The organism is Halobacillus faecis, from assembly GCF_007991335.1.
GTDB classification, from domain to species: Bacteria; Bacillota; Bacilli; order Bacillales; family Halobacillaceae; genus Halobacillus; species Halobacillus faecis.
Genome location: NZ_BJYD01000022.1, coordinates 17,554 through 38,092 on the forward strand (window position 1 = coordinate 17,554; position 20,539 = coordinate 38,092).

Here is a 20,539-nt window from a genome sequence, read left to right on the forward strand (position 1 = left end):
CACTGCATGTACATTGTATAAAAAAACGCTATCAATTGTCCATACTAAGCTAGATATCTGTCGAAAAATTCACTAGATTCACAGGTATAATATTATGTAAACTATAATGCAAGAGTATGAAAATCGTTCTTCTATTCCTCTACCAAAGCTCCCTTTACTTGAAGACTCAGTTTCGAGATGTTCGTGTGATTCTAGGGGCTCCGGGAAAAGGTTCGTTTCTCACATTTATGGAATGGGGTGGTTGGGAAGCTGAGAGACTCCCGCGGGAATGGATTAGCTGGCAAGAGCCCACAGTGCGAAGCACGAAGAGGCTTGCCGTCATCCCCGCAGGAAAGCAAGTAGTTTCCCAACCACCCCAAAAGCTCAACACGGCAACGAACCCCTGAAACATCTCGAAACTGAGTCTACCGCAATATTTCCCTATACTTTAATAAGGATTATTTCTTTTGTTGCTGGTCAACGTTGTAAATGAAGGCGAAAACTTCAGCGACGACGTGGTAAAGATCTTCTGGAATTTGTTCATTGATGTTCAATTCGGAGAGCAGTTCGACGAGTGAGGCATCTTCTTGTACGGGGATCTGGTGCTCCTCTGCGGCTTTTAGAATATTTTCAGCTATGATGCCCTTCCCTTTGGCTACAACCTCGGGAGCAGCCGCCTTTTCAGATTGATAGGTCAAAGCAATCGCTTCTCTTCTTTTTTTCATCATATTCTCACATCCACCCCTTCTTCCACCACCTCTTGTTTGCTCGAGTCTGAAGTCCTTGAAGCCTCACTTATGACGCGTGCCTTTAGAGAGTTCATTTCATACCCCGCATTTGCCAATCCCTCTTCTAATTTCTCTTGAAAGGGCGTAAATAGCTTTTCTATCTCCGGTTTGTCATTATATATAACGACCGATACACGGCGTTCAACGATATTTAGATCTATGATGGTTTCCTCAAGCTGAGAAAGGTGTAAGTAGAACATCACATGACAATAGTCAGAATCAATCTGCCCATCGTCATTTTTCCGCCCTTCCATGTTCATATGTACATCCTTAAGAGCTCCAATGAAATCACCCGGGAACTGAAGCGCTATTTGCAAGGTTTGGGAATTATCCGAATAGGAAGCGAGTTGAGTCCCATTGATTAAGTTGATCAGCCGATTTGCCGTTTCTACTTTTACTTCTGAACCTTCACTTAAACCCTTTAACAGCAACGATTTTAATGTATGATCTGGCTGTATGAGTGCATCTGTCCGTTGAGATAATTTTGCAAGCGCATGCTCATCATTGAATCCAATTTCATTCATCATCGTTTTCATTTGGAGCCACATTCTATCTTTTTTGGATATCGGGATACTCTCGCTCATTGACTGCAGGGAATGAATAAGGAGGTGTTGTTGATTAATGGGAAGTTGTTTGGCCATCAAGTTTTTGATATCTGAAAGAAAAGACCTGAATGCGTCTCTTGTAAATGGGTTCCTTTCAATCGCTTCCTCCCTTAACAAAGGAAGAGCTTGCTCAATGAATTGCTTCGTCGATTCCTGTAAGTGTGGAGTTAATCGCTCCATCATTTTTTGTTCCACTATTTTTCTGAATGTCTCTGTCCATTGGCTACGTGTTTGTCTAGACAACATGGAGAAATCAGTATTTGAAGGTTGTTGAGTCCAGAGTGAGTGAAGTTTTTTTGTCGTATGGGCCCACTGTTTAATATTCTGATTTTCTGATGGGGATAACGGAATTTGGTTTTGTAACAGCTGTTTTAAAGAACCAGCTACTCGCTCGTTAGTGAATGGTAATCGATCCATAGCGGGGTCCTGTTGATACCAGTTCTCCTTGAACGACGTAAGGGTATGCTTGGGATTTATGATTCCGGCGCTTTTAAATAGTTCAAAAGTTACTTTGGATCCATTTGCTAACTCAGTTTTAAATCTCTTAAACATCCTATTTTCAGGGTGTGATTTCTGTTCCCCTCGCAATGTTTGGACCAAAGTTCTGATATTTTCATCGTTCGAAGAGAGTGTTTTTTCTCCCAATTGTTGCTCGACCATTGATAAAACCTGAGTAAATTCGGCCGTGTATTTCGCTGTTAGCGCTGCATAAATGGAAGACCGGATGGGCATTTTCCTGCTGAGCATATGTAGCAATATTTCGCGTGCCTGTCCTTGATTGTCTGAAGCCTGAATCAAGCTGAACGCCTTTGCTAAATCTTTGTTATGTATTGGCATATTCAAGTCCATAATAGCCTTCATGAATGAAACATTATATTGATTAGGCTTCACTCCTATTTGCTTTAGAAGTGAAGCGAGATCCGACAGTCCTGAACGCGCTTCAGAAAGTGATACGGCCCGTAAAACGAGATCTGGTTCCTCTTTTTCAACTTGGAATAAGTAAGATGAACCTTTGATCAACGGTTGATTCACCAGTACTTCCACGCTTTTCCTGCCTATATTCACCACCATTTTGTTGTCTTGTAATAGTTGTATGACTTTCCCCTTTATCAGTTGTCCTGATTTGGGTTCTACAGACAGGGCTGCATTTGCAGATAAGCGAGTAAGGCTGTTGATCAAATGGTTCATCTCTATTCCATCCCTTTCTTAAAGCAAATCTTTCACAGGGGCAAATGTTTTCCGGTGAACCGGGGAAGGTCCATGAGTTTTTAATGCTTCCACGTGTGGCTTTGTTCCATATCCCTGATTGTTACGGAACTCATACATTGGATACTGTTCATCTAATTCAGCCATCATTCGGTCCCTCGTCACTTTAGCAATCACACTCGCAGCAGCGATCGAAACACTTCTCTCGTCCCCTTTAATAAGTTTCGTTTGAGGACTTGAAATCGCGTCCAATTCCATCGCATCAATCAGCAAATGTTCGGGGTGGCCAGAAAGATCTTCGACAGCTCTCTGCATGGCAAGTTTTGTTGCTTGATAGATATTGATTCGATCAATCTCTTCATTTGTGACAATCCCTATACCCCAATCAGCATCGGACTTAATCCGATCGAAGTAGGCCTCCCGAGTTTTCAAGGAAAGTTTCTTCGAGTCATTCAGTCCTCCTAAGTAATAGTCACGAGGTAGAATAACAGCACCTGCAACGACAGGGCCGGCAATCGGTCCTCGCCCCGCTTCGTCTATGCCTGCTACATGGGTAAAACCATGTTGAAAGAGATTTTTTTCAAACGACATCATCATCTCATATTGTTTTTTCAGCTCTTGCTTCTGCTGAACTTCCTTATCATAACGCTTCACGAGTTGTTGGACACCTTTTCTCGAATCCTCTTTAAACGAAGCTAACTCATGATCGGTCAATTCATCGTCATTCAATCTTTCTTTCACCTGGGCTACGGTCAATTGGGTCATAAGATTTAAACTCTCCATTTCTTATCATATCGGTCGTTTTTCATTGATTTAAAATCGAATATCGTTTCTGTTCTATAAATAATTCATGATCAATAGTCATTGTGTACCTTAGTGGATCAGGAGCTGAGAAATGAATGCTCTATCTAATATGCTTCTGATACATTTTAGACCTAACCTCATAAAGAAAGCGCAAGGGGCAAGAGCCTCTTTGCGCTTTGGATTATGAATCAGGGCGTTCAAGGGTGATCATTCCGAGCTTCCCTGTCCGCAAGTCTTGTAAGATTATATCAGAGACTTTCTCAAAATTAACACGGCCTCCACTTTCAAGACAACCTCGTTTTTTCCCTATGGCCTCAAAAGCCTCCATCATGTCATCCACATTCTCAAGACTAAATCTCTCTTCAAGACGATCTTGGTAGGATTGATGCAGAAAATTGAGTACATAAGCAGCTACATCTTCTTTTGGAAGGATTTGATCTTTAATCGTTCCGATCGCCGCTAAGCGATAGCCCACTTCTTCTTCCTCGAATTTCGGCCAAAGAATCCCAGGAGTATCAAGCAATTCGAATTCTTTTTTTACCTTGATCCATTGCTGCTTCGTCGTGACCCCTGGTTTATCACCTGTTTTAGCCATTTTCTTGTTCGCCAGTCTATTAATCAATGTGGATTTCCCTACATTCGGAATCCCTATGATCATCGCCCTTGAAGCTCTCGGACGTATACCTTTCGCTTTGAGCTTGTCCATTTTTTCTTTGCCTAACTCTTTCGCTAGCTGGACAACTTTTTGTACATCCTGCTTTTGATTTGCTTCAATGGCAACTGAAGGGATTCCTCTTTCTTTAAAATGTTCAATCCACTCATTGGTGATTTGGGTGTCAGCGAGATCTTTTTTCATTAACACCATCATTTTGGGCTTTTCTTGTAAAGTATTATGAAGCATAGGGTTTTGAGAAGAAAGTGGCGCTCGTGCATCCACGAGTTCAATGACGAAATCCACAAGCTTCAGCTTCTCCGCGACTTCCCTTTTTGCTTTGGCCATGTGGCCTGGAAACCATTGAATGGTCATGTAGATCCTCCTAGTTCACGAGCTGGATGCGATTTAATGGCCAGTAGGAAACGACTGCTTCCCCTACCATCTGGTCTTGGTCAATCATGCCGAGCATCCGGCTGTCTGTCGAGTTGTTACGGTTATCACCAAGAACGAACAAATGACCTTCAGGAACTTCTTTATACTCACCAGGGAGAGTTTCCATCGTAAAATCATCTGTCAGAGGGCGATTTCCGTTTAATTGCTGTTTCCGATCATTTAGAAATGGTTCTTCTACGGGTTCTCCATTCACATAGAGCTGGTCATCTTCATAAGCGATATGGTCACCAGGAAGGCCAACTACCCGCTTGATATAGTCTTTACGTTCTGTTGCATGGAATACAACCACATCAAAACGCTCCGGCGATCCAATCTTATAATTGAGCTTACTTACAATCAAATGATCCCCGCTATGTAAGGTGGTCAACATGGAAGGCCCTTCAACGACGACCGGTGCAAACAAGAACACTCTTACGACCACAGCCAATACGCCGGCGATCAGAAATGCTTTCAACCAGTCCAACCATTGTTGTTTCATCATTATCCCTTCTTCCTTGAATGAAGGAGTCTGGAGCGGCAAAACCATAGTGTAGGGGCTGTAGCACAACCTTTTTACTATATGGTTATATTTGCTGCTGAACGCTCTCTAGTCTTAAGTTTTATCTTCGTCTTACAAATCATATCATAAAATTCTTTATCCTTGTTTCTATTTCCGTTTAGCTCCCCTTAGTTGAAAACTCACTTCTGCGAGGTTTGTGCGTTTAGGGGGCTGGGGGATCTATGAAACAGGAACTTTACTTTTGTGAAACCTCTAGATAATTAGAAAAAAGGAGCTTGGCATCGCAAGCTCCTTTTGACTGAAATTAGATAATTTCTTTAATACGTGCAGCTTTACCGCGTAGGTTACGCAGGTAGTAAAGTTTCGCACGACGTACTTTACCACGACGAGTACGCTCAATCTTAGCGATACGTGGAGAATGAACTGGGAATGTACGCTCAACACCTGTACCGTAAGTAATCTTACGAACAGTGAATGTTTCGCTGATTCCGCCGTTCTGACGCTTGATGACAACACCTTCGAATACCTGGATACGTTCACGTGTGCCTTCGACAACTTTCACGTGTACTTTTACAGTATCACCAGGACGGAAATCAGGGTGATCCGTACGAAGTTGTTCTTTTGTAATGTCATGAATCAATTGTTGCATGATTTTCACTCCTTTTTAACTAATGCTCATGTCTTCTAAGAGGCAGCGGAACATCGTTTTCCACTTAAACCGTACGTTTAAGCACAAGATTTAATATACCATATCTAGAGACAAACATCAACAATACTCAGCTATTTTTCCACTCTTCCAGCCACGATTGTTCCTTAGCGGATAATTCTCGTCCTTCAAGCAGATCCGGCCTTCTTTCGAATGTTCGCTTCAGTGACTGAAAATGACGCCACTCATCAATTTTGGCATGGTTGCCTGATAAAAGGACATCCGGCACTTTATGCCCCCGAAAGTCAGCTGGTCTCGTATAATGGGGATGCTCTAGCAAACCGTTTGAGAAGGAGTCCATCGGTGCCGACTGTTCATTTCCAAGAACCCCTGGAAGGAGACGAACGACAGAATCAATGACGACCATCGCTCCAAGTTCCCCTCCGGTCAGGACATAATCACCAATGGAAATTTCATCAGTCACCAATTCCTGCCTGATCCGTTCATCATATCCTTCATAATGTCCACAAATGAAGACCAGATGATCTTCTTCTGAAAGCTCTTCCGCTTTTTGCTGGGAGTAGGGTTCCCCTTGAGGACAAAGAAGCACGACACGGGGAGGCTTTTCCGCTGAATCTTTAATGGACTGAATGCTATCAAAGATGGGTTGAGGGGATAGAACAAGCCCAGCCCCTCCTCCGTAAGGATAATCATCGACTTTGTTATGTTTGTTTTCAGTGAAATCACGGAAATTGACATATTGATGTGAAAAGGCACCTTGTTCTTGAGCGCGCTTCATGATGGAATTCTGCAAAACACCATCAAACATTTCTGGAAAAAGTGTCAGAATATCGATATGCATTAGTCTAGCAGCCCCTCTATTGGATCGATGATGATTGTCTTCCGCTCCGTATCCACTTCTTTAACGACAGGTTCAATATATGGAATAAGAACATCCGGCTGATTCTTCCGCTTCACAACCCAAACGTCATTCGCGCCAGGGGTGAGAATCTCTTTGATTTCACCTAATTCTTCACCTGACTCTAAAAATACGGTACACCCGATGATTTCATAAAAATAGAATTCATGGTCATCAAGCTCTTCTTGATGCTCTTCTGATACCATCAGCTTTCCATTCTTGTATCCTTCGACATCATTAATCGTAGGATGATCTTCGAAGCTTACAAGGTCGAAACCTTTATGAATTCGGTGTGTTCGAATTACGAGTGGCTTCGGCTCCTTTTTATCACTTACCCAATACAAAAGCTGACCTGGTTCAAAACGTTCATCAAAATCTGTAACGCGATGAACTTTCACTTCTCCTTTGATGCCATGTGTGTTTATAATTTTACCAACATTGAATAACTGTTTCTCCATGAATGCAATTACCTCGCTCGTATGACTTTTCCGTCTTCCACGACGATTTGACGATCCTGAATGACCTCTTCCCATTGATCGCCTTCTTCAACTTCAATTAGCGCCTGTACTTCGTCCGTTTCAAGCTCACTTCCATCAGGCAGGATATCCAATTGTCTGCGCTGATATTCAAGCCACTTCAGTTGATCTTTTCTGCGCCCGATTTCCTTCGAAAACCGGCGCTCCACTTCCTGTCTTGACACCCCGGGCTTGCGTTCCAATTTTTTCTGTTCAAATGAAAGCTGCCTGCATTCTCGTTCCAGACGTTGATATCTTTCATCGAACTTTTCCTTAATTTGCGCACGACTCGTCTCTGTCAACATCTGTTTGACAGGTACCGTTCGGATGATTTGCATCTTTTCGCCCGCCCCTCTGCCATTCCATGAGAATAGTAAAAAAGGGAAAAGGTTTCCCTTCTCCCTTCTTACACCAATAAAATTAGTTCTCTTACATGATATCCAAATAGATTCGTTTTTCAGAATCTGATCCTGCCGCATAAACGACAGTCCGAATCGCTTTCGCAATCCGCCCATTCTTCCCGATCACTTTCCCTACGTCATCCGGGTGGACCGTAAGATGGTAAACCACTTTGTGATTTTCCTCTTTCTCATCCACGATGATGTCATCAGGATGATCGACAAGCGGCGTTACGATCGTTTCGATTAAGGTTTTCATGGGATCACCACTACTTTATAATTTATTGGTTTTTCTTATCGTGGAACTGCTTCATGATACCTTCTTTAGAGAAAAGGTTACGAACAGTGTCGCTTGGCTTCGCGCCGTTTGCCATCCAGTCCATTGCTTTCTCAGCATCAAGCTTAACCTCTACAGGGTTAGCAACTGGGTTATATGTTCCGATTTGCTCGATGATACGTCCATCACGAGGAGAACGAGAATCAGCAACTACTACACGATAAAATGGGTTACGCTTAGATCCCATACGTTTTAGGCGAATTTTTACTGCCATTTTTAACAACCTCCAAAATTTCTTTAATGTTTCACACAGATTTAGATTTTAGCAGAACTTCAAGGGTGTGTAAAGGTTTTTTCCATTACATAAAAGGAAATTTCATTCCTTTGCCTTTTTTCCCTTTTGTATTGCTCATTTGTTTCATCATTTTCTTCATTTCTTCAAACTGTTTCAACAGTCTGTTGACCTCTGAAACAGAGGTTCCCGAACCTTTAGCGATCCGCTTCTTACGGCTAGCATTCATGACAGAAGGGTCCTGTCGTTCATTCTTTGTCATCGATTGGATAATCGCTTCAACATGAACGATCTGCTTGTCATCAAAGGACACATTCTGAAGACCTTTCATTTTGTTCGCACCAGGAATCATGTTCAAAATTTCATCCAGTGGTCCCATGTTCTTTACTTGCTCCATCTGTTCAAGGAAATCCTCGAATGTAAAGGACGCATTACGCATTTTCGACTCCAGCTCTTTCGCCTGCTTTTCATCGACTTGCGTTTGTGCTTTTTCAATTAATGTAAGCATGTCGCCCATTCCAAGGATTCTTGACGCCATACGTTCAGGGTGGAAGGTCTCCAGCTGGTCCAGCTTCTCCCCCATACCTGCGAATTTGATCGGCTTACCTGTCACGGCTTTGATGGATAACGCGGCACCACCACGGGTATCTCCATCCAGTTTTGTGAGAAGTACTCCGGTGACGTCGAGCTGCTCATCAAAGCTTTCTGCAACATTCACCGCATCCTGACCTGTCATAGCATCGACAACAAGGAAGATTTCATCAGGATTGACCGCTTCCTTGATCTCTTGCAATTCACCCATCAAGTCACCATCAATATGCAAACGACCAGCGGTATCGATGAGCACATAATCGTGGTGCTCCTCTTTGGCCTTAGCTATTGCATTTTTGGCAATATCGACTGGGTTTGCATCGGTACCTTCCTCATGGACCGGCATATCCAATTGTTTACCGAGTGTCTGTAATTGCTGGATGGCAGCAGGACGGTAAACGTCGGCTCCTACGAGTAACGGCTTTCTGTTGTAGCTTTTGCGCAACAAATTCGCAAGCTTCCCGGTCGTCGTCGTTTTACCTGCACCCTGCAAACCGACCATCATGATGACCGTCGGAGGACGTTTGGCGACAGCGATTTTACTTTCATCGCCACCCATCAGCTCTGTGAGCTCTTCTTTAACAACTTTGATAACCTGCTGTCCAGGGGTCAGGCTTTCCATGACCTCCTGACCGACGGCGCGTTCACGTACACGCTTAACAAAATCTTTCACGACTTTAAAGTTTACATCGGCCTCGAGGAGGGCGAGACGGACCTCCCTGGTCATCTCTTTTACGTCTTGTTCGTTTACCTTCCCTTTGCCTTTGATTTTCTTGATCGTTTCCTGCAAACGGTCGGATAAACCCTCAAATGCCATCGAAGATCCCCTCCTATTCTAATTCTTGTAATTCGTGCAGCCATGATTCATAAGGGGCTGGCAGCTCGTCTTTTTTAAACTGAGCTTCCATTTCTTTGATCACTTTCTGCCGTTTTTCAAACTTCCCATATAGATGAAGCTTTTTTTCATATTCTTCAAGCATCGTCTCTGTTCGGCGAATATTATCATACACCGCTTGACGTGAGACATCAAAGGTTTCCGATATTTCACCAAGAGAGTAATCTTCGAGATAATACAACTCCATGTAGTTTCTTTGCTTAGGAGTCAACAACGATTGATAGAAATCAAATAGATAATTAATCCGTGTCGTTTTTTCAAGCATGCTTGAAGCACTCCTTGTTAAGTGAAATGCCTTTACACATAAATACTAAAGGAACATGTACCTTTGTGTCAAGGCTTAAGAAAGTTCTTCTTCTTCCTCATATTCTTCAATCATATCTGCAAACAGTCCATAAACAAAGGCATGAGCATCAAAGGTTTCAAGATCGGTCACTTTTTCGCCAAGGCCGACAAGTTTTACTGGGATTTCCAATTCATTTCGAATCGCAAGAACGATCCCGCCTTTTGCTGTTCCGTCCAGTTTTGATAGAACAATGCCGGATACATCCGTTGCTTCGGAGAATGTTTTCGCCTGGCTCATAGCATTCTGCCCTGTTGTAGCATCAAGTACAAGCAGCACTTCATGAGGAGCTCCAGGAACTTCACGTTCAATGACGCGTTTGACTTTGCTAAGTTCATTCATCAAGTTCACTTTATTTTGAAGTCGGCCGGCTGTATCGCAAATGAGAACATCGGCATTCTTCGATTTTGCAGACTGTATGCCATCGTAAATGACGGCTGCCGGATCGCTGCCTTCACTATGCTTCGTGACATTTACCCCTACGCGTTTGCCCCATTCTTCTAATTGCTCAATGGCACCTGCACGGAATGTATCTCCTGCGGCAAGTGTCACGTTCTTTCCTTCGCTTTTCAGTCGGTGAGCGAGTTTACCAATCGTTGTTGTTTTCCCAACCCCATTGACACCGACAAAAAGATAAATGGTCAAGCCGCCTGGGTTTTCATTCAACCCTTCGATTTCTTCAGCGCGGTCATCACCATAGTAGATTTCAACAAGCTTTTCAGAAATGATTTCCTTCACTTTTTGTGGGTCCTGAACGTTCCTGCGCTTCACTTCCATCTCAAGCTCTTCGATCATTTCCATAACGGTCGTAACCCCGACATCTGCAGAGATCAACACTTCCTCGAGTTCTTCAAAGAAGTCTTCATCAACGGTACGATAACGTGCGACGAGATCATTGATTTTAGTCGAGAATGAATTTCTCGTTTTAGCCAGACCCATTTTAAACTTGGATGCTATGGAAGCTTTTTCATCCTCTTCCTGACTTTCTGCACCTATTTCTTCTTCTGGGAATGATTCTTCAAGATTTTCAACATTCTGATCATCTTCTTCATCCACTGTTGATTCTAAAGTATCTTCCTCCGTATCCTCTGCAGGGACCTCTGTTTCCAGAGTTTCTGTTTCTCCCTGAAGGTCAAGCTCCTGATGTTCGCTCTCTGCAGGGTCTGTCTCCGGAGAATTTTCCTTTTCGTCGGAACCTTCTGTTTCATTCAGCTTCTGATCCTCTTTTTCTTCTTCCGACTCAGGACCTTTCACAAATTTTTCTTTCAGTTTCTTAAAAAAACTCATCGACTCATCCTTCCTATGCTTCCAATAATTCAGGTGTTTCTTCTAGTCTGACGGATACAAGTTTAGATACGCCTGACTCTTGCATGGTCACCCCATAAAGAACATCCGATTCTTCCATCGTCCCTTTTCTGTGAGTGATCACGATGAACTGTGTCTTTTCACTGAATTCTTTCAAAAACTTAGCAAAGCGATCCACGTTCGCTTCATCCAATGCTGCTTCCACCTCATCAAGGACACAGAATGGCACGGGACGCACGCGTAAGATAGAGAATAGTAGTGCAATCGCCGTCAGTGCACGCTCTCCACCCGATAACAAACTCATATTTTGCAGTTTCTTACCTGGGGGCTGAGCAACAATATCTACTCCCGTTTCTAACATGTCATTAGGATCGGTGAGTTGCAAATCGGCTCGCCCTCCACCAAACAAGGTACGGAAGACTTCACCAAATTCAGCACGGATTTTTGTAAAGGTATCTTCAAACTTACGTTTCATTTCACCATCCATCTCATTGATGACTGTATGAAGCGTTTGTTTAGCTTCGAGTAAGTCCTCTTGCTGCCCTTTCAAAAATTCATAGCGTTCCTTGATCCGGTCATACTCATCGATGGCTCCCAAATTCACAGTTCCTAGCTCTTCAATGGCCCGCTTAATCAGCTTGACCTTCGTGGAAGCTCCATCTATATCGTCTACCCCCGGGTAGTCCCTCTTCGCTTTTTCAAACGTCATCACATACTCTTCCTGCAAGTATTGAAGCATATTCTCAAGCTCTACATCCAGTCGGTTGGCCTTGACTTCTTTTTGCTGCAAGTCTTGAATGAAGTTTTGATGCCTACGCTTCCACTCCTTCAGCCTCTGTTCCGCTTGCTGAATGTTTGCAGCCAGCTCTTGACGCTCTTTTCTCTTCATTTCGATAGACGAAGTGGTTTCTTCCTTAGCCGCTCTCATACTTTCGATCTGAGCCTGAATTTCTTCTTCGGTCTGATTGGACTCCTTGACTTCCATCAATTGTTGATAAGAAACACGGTTGCCTCGTAATTCCTGCTCTATTAGGTCTTTCTCCTGCTGATAACGGTCGGCTTTTTCCTTTTGGTTGTTTACCGCTGATTCTTGCTCGGCTAGCTGAATTTGGAGCTTCTGCCTGCGTTCCTGCAAGTTAGCCTCGTCTTCTTTTTGACGTTCTTTTGTTGTCGTCAACTCTTCGATCTTTGTATTGATCGAGACGAGTTGACCCTCAAGGGTACGCAAAGTATCGTCAAGCTCGTTCAACTGCTGATCTGCGTGATGAGAATCTTGATCATACTGGGCCTGATCTTGGTCAAACAATTGGAGCTGATCATTCAAATGGTCAAGTTTCAACTGCACTTCCCTTTGATCGGACTGCTTTTCGTGCTCTTCATCTTTTAATTCAGAGAGCTTTACATTCCACTGTTCTTTTTCCTTCTCTTGCTCAGCCAATGTCGATTTCAACTTTTTGACTTTATTCTCAACATCTAACGCCTTCGCATCATAAGCAACGATTTTTTCACTAAGTTCCTGCAATTCCTTTTCTCTTGTGAACAAGGATTGTTTGGATTGTTTTTTCGCCCCTCCTGACATCGACCCCCCAGGGTTGACGACATCTCCATCAAGCGTCACAACCCTGTACTTTCGATTCAATACACGGGCAATTTGGTTTGCATGTTCTAACCCTTCAGCAATGACAATATGACCTAGGAGGTGCTGGATCGCTTTTGAATGCGCCGTATCATATTGGATAAGATCTGCTGCCACTCCTACATACCCTTCTTGCTGTGAGAGCGATGCATTCCCATGGACAGAACGAGGCTGAATGGAAGTAAGAGGAAGTAAGGTAGCTCTCCCTTTATTATTCGTTTTCAACCAGTGAATCGCTTGTCTTCCGGTTTGTTCATCTTTTACGACAATATGCTGAGCCTGCGCACCGAGTGCTGTCTCAATGGCTGTTAAAAGGTGGGAAGGTATATCAATCAATTCGAGCACAGCTCCATGAATCCCCTGCAGCTGACCTTTTTGAGAAGCTTTTAAAACTTCACGAACGCCATGGAAATAACCGGAGAAGTCTTCCTTCATCTCTTCTAGCATTTCCTTCTTCGATCGCATGTTTTCCAAATATTGATACCCTTTATACAACTTCTCCTGCCACTCCTGATACGTCTGTTTATTCTTTTCGTATCTTTTGCTTAACTCTTGAACTTGAGACTCCAGTTTCTCCCGCTGCGTGGTCAGGTTTTCCAACTCATTTGTCATAGAAGTCAACTGCTCTTCAAGCTTAGCACGTTCAATTCTAAGATCTTTGAATTTATCAATTTGACTACCTTTTTTGGAGTGAATTTGGTCCAGCTGTTTTTCTAAGAGTTGCTTCTCATTCCGTTTAGCTGCCTGCTTATTCAGCAATTCAATATATTCACTCTTCAAGTCTTCAATTTCATCTTCAATAAGATGAAGATCCTGTTTTAATGCCTGGGTGGTTTGGTTTAATTCTTGCTTCGTATTTTCTCTTTTTTCTTTCATCTGTTCTAACTTTTGAGCTTCTTCTTCGGCAATGGCCTTCAAGTTCACCAGTTTGTCAGAGAGGTCCTCATAGGCTTCTTCCAACTTGGACTTGTTTTCTTCAAAATGCTTATGGCGTTCTTTCATCAGTTGCTTTTTTCCCTCAAGATTTTCGAGGTCTCTCGTTAGTTGAAGCAACTTCGCCTGCATGTTTTCTATAGAAGCATCAAGACTTTCCACATGATCCCTTTGACTCTTCAGTGAAACCTCATCAGCTTCGATCTTCTCACTTAACTCGTTTTCCTGGTTTTTGACTTCTTCCAGGTCCTTGAGAATACTTTCCCATTCTCCGTGAACTTGTTGTATTTGAGTAATCAATAAAGAGATTTCAACGTTCTTAAGCTCGTCTTTTTTCTCTAAGTAATCTTTCGCAACAGCCGCTTGCTCTTTTAACGGTTCAAGCTGACCATCAATCTCCCATATGATATCTTCCACACGGTTCAAGTTTTCCTGTGTTTCAGACAACTTATATTCCGCTTTTTTCTTCCGCTGTTTATATTTCAGGACTCCTGCTGCTTCTTCAAAAATGGAACGACGATCTTCTGCTTTGGAGCTGAGAATCTCCTCCACTTTTCCTTGACTGATGATAGAGAAGGCTTCTCTTCCAAGCCCGGAATCCATGAATAGGTCGACAATATCTTTCAACCGGCAAGTCTGATTATTTATATAAAACTCACTTTCGCCAGAACGGTAAACGCGTCTCGTTACACTGACTTCCTGGTAATCCAAAGGAAGCGCCTGATCGGTATTATCAAGAGTCAAAGTCACTTCTGCCATATTCAATGGTGCCCTGCTCTCACTACCTGCAAAAATGATATCTTCCATTTTACTACCACGGAGCGACCGGGCTGATTGTTCACCTAATACCCAGCGAATGGCATCCGTTATATTACTTTTCCCACTACCATTCGGTCCGACGACAGATGTGACTCCAGAAACGAAATCGACGGTCACTCGTTCGGCAAATGATTTAAAACCTATCGTATCTAATTGTTTGAGGAACATATTCATCCTCCTGTATTTTCACAAATCTTTCATTCACTCAACTTATATATTTTATCATAAAGAACGCCCCTACGGTAGGAACCGAAGGCTACTTTTATAACACCCTTGAAAATCTCATTGTTCAACATAAGCTCCCTATTCTTGAAGACTCAGTTTCGAGACATTTGTTTAGTGGGTAGGGGCTGCGGGGAATGACTCGCTTTCCGCCCCTTTGCCATGGAAGATTCTCGAAACCACTACCATAAGGTCATCTCGTATAATTATGGGACACCTCCATAACACTTAAAAGCTTTATCCAGAAGGCTTTATACTTCTAACAGCTGGATAGTGGAAGACCCTCCAACTTGGTACAAGGGTTCGTTTCTCCCTTAAATCGATAGGGGTGGTTGGGAAGCTGCGAGACTCCCGTGGGAGAAAGGAGATAGGCGAGATCCCGCAGGGCTTTAGCCCGAGGAAGCTCGCCACTCCCCCACAGGAAAGTGTTCAAATGCGGAATCGCCCTGGTAGACGCGAGTGTCTGGGCGATGGAGCTGGACGAGTAGCTTCCCAGCCACCCCAAACGCTTCACAAGGCAACGAACCCCGAAAACACCTTGAAACTGAGCCTTCCACAATCCTGCCATTTACTTTAATGAGTCATAATATTAATGAAGGGTTTCAAAATTCGGCAAAGTCCTTTATCATATGTAATAGCCTAGATACCGAGCCTTGAAGGAGGATTCATTTTTGAGTTTACAAGAAGCGAACCAAGAAAACTTAGAAGTCATCATCAACGATATGGCAGAAAAATTGCAGGTCGTGAACCGTTCCCTTATGGACCCAGAGGATTACGATCTCAATAAATACGAAGAAATCAAATCCCTACACGACATTATTGAGATGAAAGGTTCATTGAGTGTTTCTGAAATCCAGGCATTCGTTCAGGAGCTTGGCCAATACCGAAAATAACGACCGCTACTAAAATAGACCGTTATCCGAAGGTTCCCTCCGGATAACGGTCTATTTTTGATTACTTTTTAAAGGCGGATTATGAATGCGCTCCTTGATTTTCCAATGCTTGTTGAGCCGCTTTTTGTTCCGCTTCTTTCTTCGTACGACCTACACCAATCCCGCCGATGTCATCCTGGATCAGTACATGAGCGATGAACTCCCGGCTGTGTGCAGGTCCTCTCTCTTCAACGATTTCATATTCAATTTTACTGTTTTTATCCCGTTGAATAAATTCTTGTAGCTGACTTTTGAAATCCATCGCATGAGAAAAAGCACCTTTTTTCACTTTCGGATACACATACGTTCTTAAGAACTGTATAACTGCATCGTAACCCTGGTCTAAATAAAGAGCTCCAATGAACGCCTCAAAGACATCAGCTAGTAATGCTGGTCGGTTACGCCCTCCTGTAAGCTCTTCCCCTTTACCAAGTAAAATCAGGTCTTGGAAATTCAGCTCATTCGCAAATTCTACTAATGAGACTTCACACACAATCGAGGCTCTGAACTTCGTAAGTTCTCCTTCAGCCATATCCGGGAACTCCCGGTATAAATACTGAGAAACTCCTAGTTCAAGAACAGCATCTCCCAAGAATTCCAGCCGTTCATTATCCTCCCGATCGGTTTTCCGATGCTCATTCACATATGATGAATGTGTAAAAGCCTGTTCCAGTAACGAGATATTATTGAATTGTAAATTTATCTTTTTCTGGAAACTGGAAAAATCATCCATAAATCACCTTGTCCTTTACAATGAATTTCTTAAAAAATATAGGAAAGGCTGCCCGAAGAACGGACAGCGATCCTATTACGACTGGCTGCTTATGTAATTCACAGCGTCGCCTACTGTATTGATTTTTTCAGCTTCTTCATCAGAAATTTCCATATCAAACTCGTCTTCAAGCTCCATTACAAGCTCAACGACATCAAGAGAGTCTGCTTCTAGATCTTCTTTGAAGGAAGCTTCCATAGTCACTTTAGACTCATCAACATCAAGACGATCGACGATGATTTGTTTTACACGATCAAATGTTTCTGCCATTGGAACCTCACCTCCCTTCAGTAATTATAGTAATGTGTGGCCAAAAGCGCAAGAGGTTGTTTAGCCCCGACCAGCTTAAGCAAACCTTTGAAGTGGCGTATTTTGCCACAGCAAAGGGCTTGCTTAAGACCTCGAGGGGCTAACCTCTGGAGCTGGATGTAGTCAAAAGAACAAGAGGCTGTTTTGCCCCGATTTCCAGCAGAAGTCGTAATCTCTTTGTTTCAATAGAGATTACCGCCTAATAAGAGCCATGTTTTACATGACCATACCACCATCGACATGTAATGTTTGACCTGTCATGTATGCCGCATCTTCAGAAGCCAGGAAACGTACAACGCGTGCCACATCCTGCCCTTCTCCAAGACGCTTCAGTGGAATCAAGGCAAGCATCTGCTCGCGCTGCTCGTCTGTAAGGGCATCCGTCATATCTGTAGCGATATATCCTGGAGCTACCGCGTTGACCTGGATGTTTCTAGCTGCCAATTCTTTGGCATTCGATTTCGTCATTCCGATGACACCAGCTTTAGCAGCGACGTAATTCGCCTGCCCTGGATTCCCGGAAACACCTACGATTGAAGCCACGTTAATGATCCGTCCATATTTCTGTTTCATCATTTGACGTGTCACTCCTTTAGTACAGAGGAAAACGCCTTTCAAGTTCGTATCGATCACTGAATCAAATTCTTCTTCTTTCATTCTCATCAATAGATTATCCTTCGTAATCCCTGCATTGTTGACAAGGATATCCAGTCGTCCGAATTCATCAACGACTGTTTTCACCATACGTTTGACATCTTCATCATTAGAGACATTGGCCTGTATTTTAATGGCCACACCGCCCTGTTCATGAATTTCCTGAACAACTGCCTCGGCTTTATCTTCGCTTCCCGCATAGTTGACGGCAACTTTAGCTCCTTGTGCAGCAAGTTCAAGAGCAATGGCCTTCCCGATACCGCGGGATGCTCCTGTGACAAGAGCTACCTGGTCTTGTAACATTACGATTCCTCCTTATACCAATCGATGAACGCTTGCAGTGTCTCTGGATCCTGCACACTGAACGTTTTCATGCGACGTTTCACTTTACGGACAAGACCACTCAACACTTTCCCTTGTCCTACTTCTACAATAGCATCGACATCTTCTTCGACGAATGCCTCAAGAATCTGATGAAACCTTACAGGTGAGTAGAGTTGCTCCACCAAAAGCTTTTCTATTTCTTCAGCATCTGTCACGGGCGCTGCGGTTACGTTCGCATACACAGGCACATTAGCATCATGGATCGTCGTTTCAGACAAATGGTCAGCAAAATCATCACTGGCTGACTTCATCAGACGGGAGTGGAAGGGACCACTGACATTGAGTGGAAGTACACGCTTCGCTCCTGCCTCTGACAATTGCTCAGAAGCTTTGTCCACGCCTTCCTTTGTACCAGAAATGACAATCTGTCCTGGACAATTGATGTTCGCAAGGTCTACTGCTGACTCTCCATCAAAGTCACGCAAAACTTCTTCTATTTCTTCTTGCGATAGACCAAGTACAGCAGCCATTGTTCCCAAACCTGTAGGGTAAGCTTCTTCCATCAGCTTCCCGCGGACATGGACAAGTTGGACAGCTTCCATTGGATCCAGTGCTCCTGCTGCGACCAAGGCACTGTACTCTCCTAAACTGTGACCTGCCGTCATAGCAGGAGCCACCCCTTCTTGCTGTAGGACTCGTTGAATGGCTATACTATTCAAAAGTAATGCCGGTTGAGCATTTTCTGTTTTCGTTAATTCTTCTGAAGGTCCTTCGAACATTAAACGAGTCAATGAATAACCAAGAGCTTCATCCGCTTCATCAAACAATTGTTTCACAGCAGGATAAGCCTCATACATCGCCTTCCCCATTCCTACTTCCTGGGATCCTTGCCCAGGAAAAACACATGCGATTCGCTTCATGATTCATCCTCCTCTTTGTCCATTTTAGAAAGTGTTGCTGAAATTGTATTCGTTACATCAAGCTCAATCATGTGGCAAGCCTGTCGGATCGCATTCAAAACAGCTCGATCATTGGAGGAGCCGTGCGCTTTAATGACTGGCGCGGCCAAGCCAAACAACCCTGCTCCGCCATATTCACTATAATCGAGCTGGGCTTTTAAATTCCGCAAATCATTCTTTGCGAGGCCCGCAGCAATTTTTGTTTTAAAGTTACTCATAAATGTTTGCTTGATCATCGAGAACATCGTCATGGCCGTTCCTTCAATCGTCTTCAAGGTTACATTACCTGTGAACCCATCAGTCACGACTACGTCTGCCACGCCTTCAAGTAAATCACGAGCCTCAACGTTTCCGACAAAATTGATGGGAGCTTCCTTCATCAGATCAAACGCTTTTTTAGTCAAGTCACTTCCTTTGCCATCTTCCGTACCGACATTCAAAAGACCGACCCTCGGTTGTTTGATTTTACGTACATTTTCAGCATAGATACTTCCAATCACTGCATATTGCAATAAGTGATCGGGCTTTGCATCCACGTTCGCCCCGACATCCAGCATAAGAAACCCTTTGCCATCTGACGTTGGAAGGGTTGGACTGAGGGCAGGCCTGTCCACACCTTTCATGCGACCGACGACAAACAACCCTGCACTCATTAAGGCCCCTGTATTCCCAGCAGATATGCAACCATCTGCCCGTCCTTCTTTCACTTCAGTGGCCGTGAGAACCATAGAGGATTGCTTTTTTCTCCTTACGGCTCTTACCGGTTCATCATCTGCTGTAATGACTTCTGTTGTATGTAATATGGACACATTTGACTGTCCTTTTAAAAAAGGCTTGATTTGTGCTTCATCACCTACGAGGGTGATTTCGAGACCGTCTATTGTATCTGCGGCCTCTACGGCTCCTTTTACAATCGCCTCGGGAGCGTTGTCACCGCCCATAGCGTCAATGGCTAGCTTCATTCTCGATCCATCTCCTTCTGTTGGTTGGAACGATACATCTCAAAAGTACCTGCGAATACTTCTTCGTTACCTACATAACTATGCACATTCACAAGTGTTCGTCCCTTTTCATCGTCCCCTTTGACCGTCGCTTTGGCCACCACACGTTCTCCAAGTTTTACTGGACGTGTGAATGTGATCTCAGAATGCGCCGTAAGCGCGAGTTCATCGTTGATCAAGGCGACGGCCAGGGAATTGGCTTGTGCAAATAAATAGTGACCTCTAGCGATATGGTTTCTCGAAAAAACATGTTCCGGACGGATATCCAAAATCGAAATGGCACGGTCGTCCAATTCCAGGTCCACCACTTCCCCGATGATTTCCTCCACCGGTAATGCTTTTACCGTTTCATTCCATTCTTGCGTGGCAACCGATTTGATGCGTTCACGCAATTCCGGAATTCCGAGTTCCATTCGATCAAGCCTTATGGTCTGAATGCTGACCCCGAATGTCTTTGCTAATTCTTCGTCTGTAATGAAGGGGGTATGGTCTATTTTCGTTTTCAATTCTTCCTGACGTACTTTTTTAGACTTCTTCATACGAATGCCACCGTTCATTTAGTCATAATTTCATCACCTTATGACTAGGTACTAATAGTAATATATAATACCAAGTTCAATTACGCAAGGATTTGCTTAGGATTCCCTATTTTCCACTCCCTAATAATTGTTTTAAACGTTCCCATTATGTTTGATAGCCGTTGGAGCACGGAGAATGAATTATTTTCCATAGGAGCTTTGAACATGATCAGAGTATGGTCTGTCGAGATCCCGTAATCGATGACTTCCTTAACAAAGGAAAACACCCA

Annotated in this window: 22 protein-coding genes; 1 reads left to right on the forward strand and 21 read right to left on the reverse strand. The window is 43.5% G+C overall.

Annotated elements, in window-relative coordinates; genetic code table 11:
* Positions 1 to 437 precede the first annotated feature (437 nt).
* The 15 genes from HFA01_RS11875 to smc form a co-directional block, all read right to left on the reverse strand.
* Complete coding sequence (locus HFA01_RS11875) at positions 438 to 707, reverse strand: EscU/YscU/HrcU family type III secretion system export apparatus switch protein (protein WP_146816501.1); 270 nt, start codon at positions 705 to 707, stop codon at positions 438 to 440.
* Positions 704 to 2,560: a TP0910 N-terminal domain-containing protein gene (locus tag HFA01_RS11880; protein ID WP_146816503.1), complete on the reverse strand. Its 1,857-nt coding sequence runs from the start codon at positions 2,558 to 2,560 to the stop codon at positions 704 to 706. Before HFA01_RS11880 ends, HFA01_RS11875 begins: the two co-directional genes overlap by 4 nt.
* Positions 2,561 to 2,578: 18 nt before the next feature.
* Positions 2,579 to 3,343, reverse strand: a complete 765-nt coding sequence (gene rnhB, locus HFA01_RS11885; protein WP_146816506.1) for a ribonuclease HII — start codon at positions 3,341 to 3,343, stop codon at positions 2,579 to 2,581.
* A gap of 220 nt (positions 3,344 to 3,563) precedes the next feature.
* Positions 3,564 to 4,409 (reverse strand): ribosome biogenesis GTPase YlqF, encoded by an 846-nt coding sequence (ylqF, locus tag HFA01_RS11890; RefSeq protein ID WP_146816508.1) that lies wholly within the window; start codon positions 4,407 to 4,409, stop codon positions 3,564 to 3,566.
* Positions 4,410 to 4,419: 10 nt separating this feature from the next.
* Complete coding sequence (gene lepB / locus HFA01_RS11895; protein WP_371860333.1) at positions 4,420 to 4,968, reverse strand: signal peptidase I; 549 nt, start codon at positions 4,966 to 4,968, stop codon at positions 4,420 to 4,422.
* Positions 4,969 to 5,293: 325 nt separating this feature from the next.
* On the reverse strand, positions 5,294 to 5,638 hold the full coding sequence (gene rplS / locus HFA01_RS11900) for a 50S ribosomal protein L19 (protein ID WP_089652436.1): 345 nt from the start codon (positions 5,636 to 5,638) through the stop codon (positions 5,294 to 5,296).
* Between the two features lie 127 nt (positions 5,639 to 5,765).
* The gene (trmD, locus tag HFA01_RS11905; protein WP_146816512.1) at positions 5,766 to 6,497 is read right to left on the reverse strand and encodes a tRNA (guanosine(37)-N1)-methyltransferase TrmD; all 732 of its coding nucleotides are present in this window, start codon (positions 6,495 to 6,497) and stop codon (positions 5,766 to 5,768) included.
* Entirely contained in the window at positions 6,497 to 7,012 is a 516-nt protein-coding gene (gene rimM / locus HFA01_RS11910; protein ID WP_146816514.1) for a ribosome maturation factor RimM, read from the reverse strand. Before rimM ends, trmD begins: the two co-directional genes overlap by 1 nt.
* 8 nt (positions 7,013 to 7,020) lie before the next feature.
* On the reverse strand, positions 7,021 to 7,407 hold the full coding sequence (locus HFA01_RS11915) for a YlqD family protein (protein ID WP_146816516.1): 387 nt from the start codon (positions 7,405 to 7,407) through the stop codon (positions 7,021 to 7,023).
* 91 nt (positions 7,408 to 7,498) lie between these two features.
* Positions 7,499 to 7,726 (reverse strand): KH domain-containing protein, encoded by a 228-nt coding sequence (locus tag HFA01_RS11920; protein ID WP_146816518.1) that lies wholly within the window; start codon positions 7,724 to 7,726, stop codon positions 7,499 to 7,501.
* A gap of 22 nt (positions 7,727 to 7,748) precedes the next feature.
* Entirely contained in the window at positions 7,749 to 8,018 is a 270-nt protein-coding gene (gene rpsP / locus HFA01_RS11925; protein WP_146816520.1) for a 30S ribosomal protein S16, read from the reverse strand.
* Between the two features lie 85 nt (positions 8,019 to 8,103).
* A complete protein-coding gene (gene ffh / locus HFA01_RS11930) occupies positions 8,104 to 9,444 on the reverse strand; it encodes a signal recognition particle protein (RefSeq protein WP_146816522.1) in 1,341 nt (446 codons plus the stop codon).
* A 13-nt stretch (positions 9,445 to 9,457) separates the two neighbouring features.
* Positions 9,458 to 9,787, reverse strand: coding sequence for a putative DNA-binding protein (locus tag HFA01_RS11935; protein ID WP_115824939.1), 330 nt, complete (start codon positions 9,785 to 9,787; stop codon positions 9,458 to 9,460).
* Positions 9,788 to 9,862: 75 nt separating this feature from the next.
* On the reverse strand, positions 9,863 to 11,152 hold the full coding sequence (ftsY, locus tag HFA01_RS11940; protein ID WP_146816524.1) for a signal recognition particle-docking protein FtsY: 1,290 nt from the start codon (positions 11,150 to 11,152) through the stop codon (positions 9,863 to 9,865).
* 13 nt (positions 11,153 to 11,165) lie between these two features.
* Positions 11,166 to 14,726 carry a chromosome segregation protein SMC gene (gene smc / locus HFA01_RS11945; protein ID WP_146816526.1) on the reverse strand — a complete coding sequence of 1,187 codons (3,561 nt, stop codon included), beginning with the start codon at positions 14,724 to 14,726 and terminating at the stop codon, positions 11,166 to 11,168.
* A 725-nt stretch (positions 14,727 to 15,451) separates the two neighbouring features.
* On the opposite strand from smc, the gene HFA01_RS11950 reads away from it, so the two are divergent.
* On the forward strand, positions 15,452 to 15,673 hold the full coding sequence (locus tag HFA01_RS11950; RefSeq protein ID WP_146816528.1) for a DUF1128 domain-containing protein: 222 nt from the start codon (positions 15,452 to 15,454) through the stop codon (positions 15,671 to 15,673).
* A 79-nt stretch (positions 15,674 to 15,752) separates the two neighbouring features.
* Here HFA01_RS11950 and rnc read toward each other — a convergent pair whose 3' ends face one another.
* The 6 genes from rnc to fapR form a co-directional block, all read right to left on the reverse strand.
* On the reverse strand, positions 15,753 to 16,445 hold the full coding sequence (gene rnc, locus HFA01_RS11955) for a ribonuclease III (RefSeq protein ID WP_146816530.1): 693 nt from the start codon (positions 16,443 to 16,445) through the stop codon (positions 15,753 to 15,755).
* Positions 16,446 to 16,520: 75 nt separating this feature from the next.
* Complete coding sequence (gene acpP, locus HFA01_RS11960; RefSeq protein ID WP_035505393.1) at positions 16,521 to 16,754, reverse strand: acyl carrier protein; 234 nt, start codon at positions 16,752 to 16,754, stop codon at positions 16,521 to 16,523.
* Positions 16,755 to 17,009: 255 nt separating this feature from the next.
* On the reverse strand, positions 17,010 to 17,750 hold the full coding sequence (fabG, locus tag HFA01_RS11965) for a 3-oxoacyl-[acyl-carrier-protein] reductase (RefSeq protein ID WP_146816532.1): 741 nt from the start codon (positions 17,748 to 17,750) through the stop codon (positions 17,010 to 17,012).
* Positions 17,750 to 18,691, reverse strand: a complete 942-nt coding sequence (gene fabD, locus HFA01_RS11970; protein WP_146816534.1) for an ACP S-malonyltransferase — start codon at positions 18,689 to 18,691, stop codon at positions 17,750 to 17,752. Before fabD ends, fabG begins: the two co-directional genes overlap by 1 nt.
* The gene (gene plsX, locus HFA01_RS11975) at positions 18,688 to 19,692 is read right to left on the reverse strand and encodes a phosphate acyltransferase PlsX (RefSeq protein WP_146816536.1); all 1,005 of its coding nucleotides are present in this window, start codon (positions 19,690 to 19,692) and stop codon (positions 18,688 to 18,690) included. Before plsX ends, fabD begins: the two co-directional genes overlap by 4 nt.
* Positions 19,689 to 20,270: a transcription factor FapR gene (gene fapR, locus HFA01_RS11980; protein WP_146816538.1), complete on the reverse strand. Its 582-nt coding sequence runs from the start codon at positions 20,268 to 20,270 to the stop codon at positions 19,689 to 19,691. Before fapR ends, plsX begins: the two co-directional genes overlap by 4 nt.
* Positions 20,271 to 20,539: the final 269 nt, after the last annotated feature.

Coding starts and splice junctions, on each gene's coding strand:
- smc (WP_146816526.1), bottom strand. CDS start 14,726: ATGTTCCTCAAACAATTAGATACGATAGGTTTTAAATCATTTGCCGAA.
- fapR (WP_146816538.1), bottom strand. CDS start 20,270: ATGAAGAAGTCTAAAAAAGTACGTCAGGAAGAATTGAAAACGAAAATA.
- fabD (WP_146816534.1), bottom strand. CDS start 18,691: ATGAAGCGAATCGCATGTGTTTTTCCTGGGCAAGGATCCCAGGAAGTA.
- rnc (WP_146816530.1), bottom strand. CDS start 16,445: ATGGATGATTTTTCCAGTTTCCAGAAAAAGATAAATTTACAATTCAAT.
- HFA01_RS11875 (WP_146816501.1), bottom strand. CDS start 707: ATGATGAAAAAAAGAAGAGAAGCGATTGCTTTGACCTATCAATCTGAA.
- fabG (WP_146816532.1), bottom strand. CDS start 17,750: ATGTTACAAGACCAGGTAGCTCTTGTCACAGGAGCATCCCGCGGTATC.
- rpsP (WP_146816520.1), bottom strand. CDS start 8,018: ATGGCAGTAAAAATTCGCCTAAAACGTATGGGATCTAAGCGTAACCCA.
- trmD (WP_146816512.1), bottom strand. CDS start 6,497: ATGCATATCGATATTCTGACACTTTTTCCAGAAATGTTTGATGGTGTT.
- HFA01_RS11880 (WP_146816503.1), bottom strand. CDS start 2,560: ATGAACCATTTGATCAACAGCCTTACTCGCTTATCTGCAAATGCAGCC.
- ylqF (WP_146816508.1), bottom strand. CDS start 4,409: ATGACCATTCAATGGTTTCCAGGCCACATGGCCAAAGCAAAAAGGGAA.
- rnhB (WP_146816506.1), bottom strand. CDS start 3,343: ATGACCCAATTGACCGTAGCCCAGGTGAAAGAAAGATTGAATGACGAT.
- HFA01_RS11915 (WP_146816516.1), bottom strand. CDS start 7,407: ATGCAAATCATCCGAACGGTACCTGTCAAACAGATGTTGACAGAGACG.
- HFA01_RS11920 (WP_146816518.1), bottom strand. CDS start 7,726: ATGAAAACCTTAATCGAAACGATCGTAACGCCGCTTGTCGATCATCCT.
- plsX (WP_146816536.1), bottom strand. CDS start 19,692: ATGAAGCTAGCCATTGACGCTATGGGCGGTGACAACGCTCCCGAGGCG.
- rimM (WP_146816514.1), bottom strand. CDS start 7,012: ATGGAGAAACAGTTATTCAATGTTGGTAAAATTATAAACACACATGGC.
- ffh (WP_146816522.1), bottom strand. CDS start 9,444: ATGGCATTTGAGGGTTTATCCGACCGTTTGCAGGAAACGATCAAGAAA.
- HFA01_RS11935 (WP_115824939.1), bottom strand. CDS start 9,787: ATGCTTGAAAAAACGACACGGATTAATTATCTATTTGATTTCTATCAA.
- acpP (WP_035505393.1), bottom strand. CDS start 16,754: ATGGCAGAAACATTTGATCGTGTAAAACAAATCATCGTCGATCGTCTT.
- rplS (WP_089652436.1), bottom strand. CDS start 5,638: ATGCAACAATTGATTCATGACATTACAAAAGAACAACTTCGTACGGAT.
- lepB (WP_371860333.1), bottom strand. CDS start 4,968: ATGAAACAACAATGGTTGGACTGGTTGAAAGCATTTCTGATCGCCGGC.
- ftsY (WP_146816524.1), bottom strand. CDS start 11,152: ATGAGTTTTTTTAAGAAACTGAAAGAAAAATTTGTGAAAGGTCCTGAG.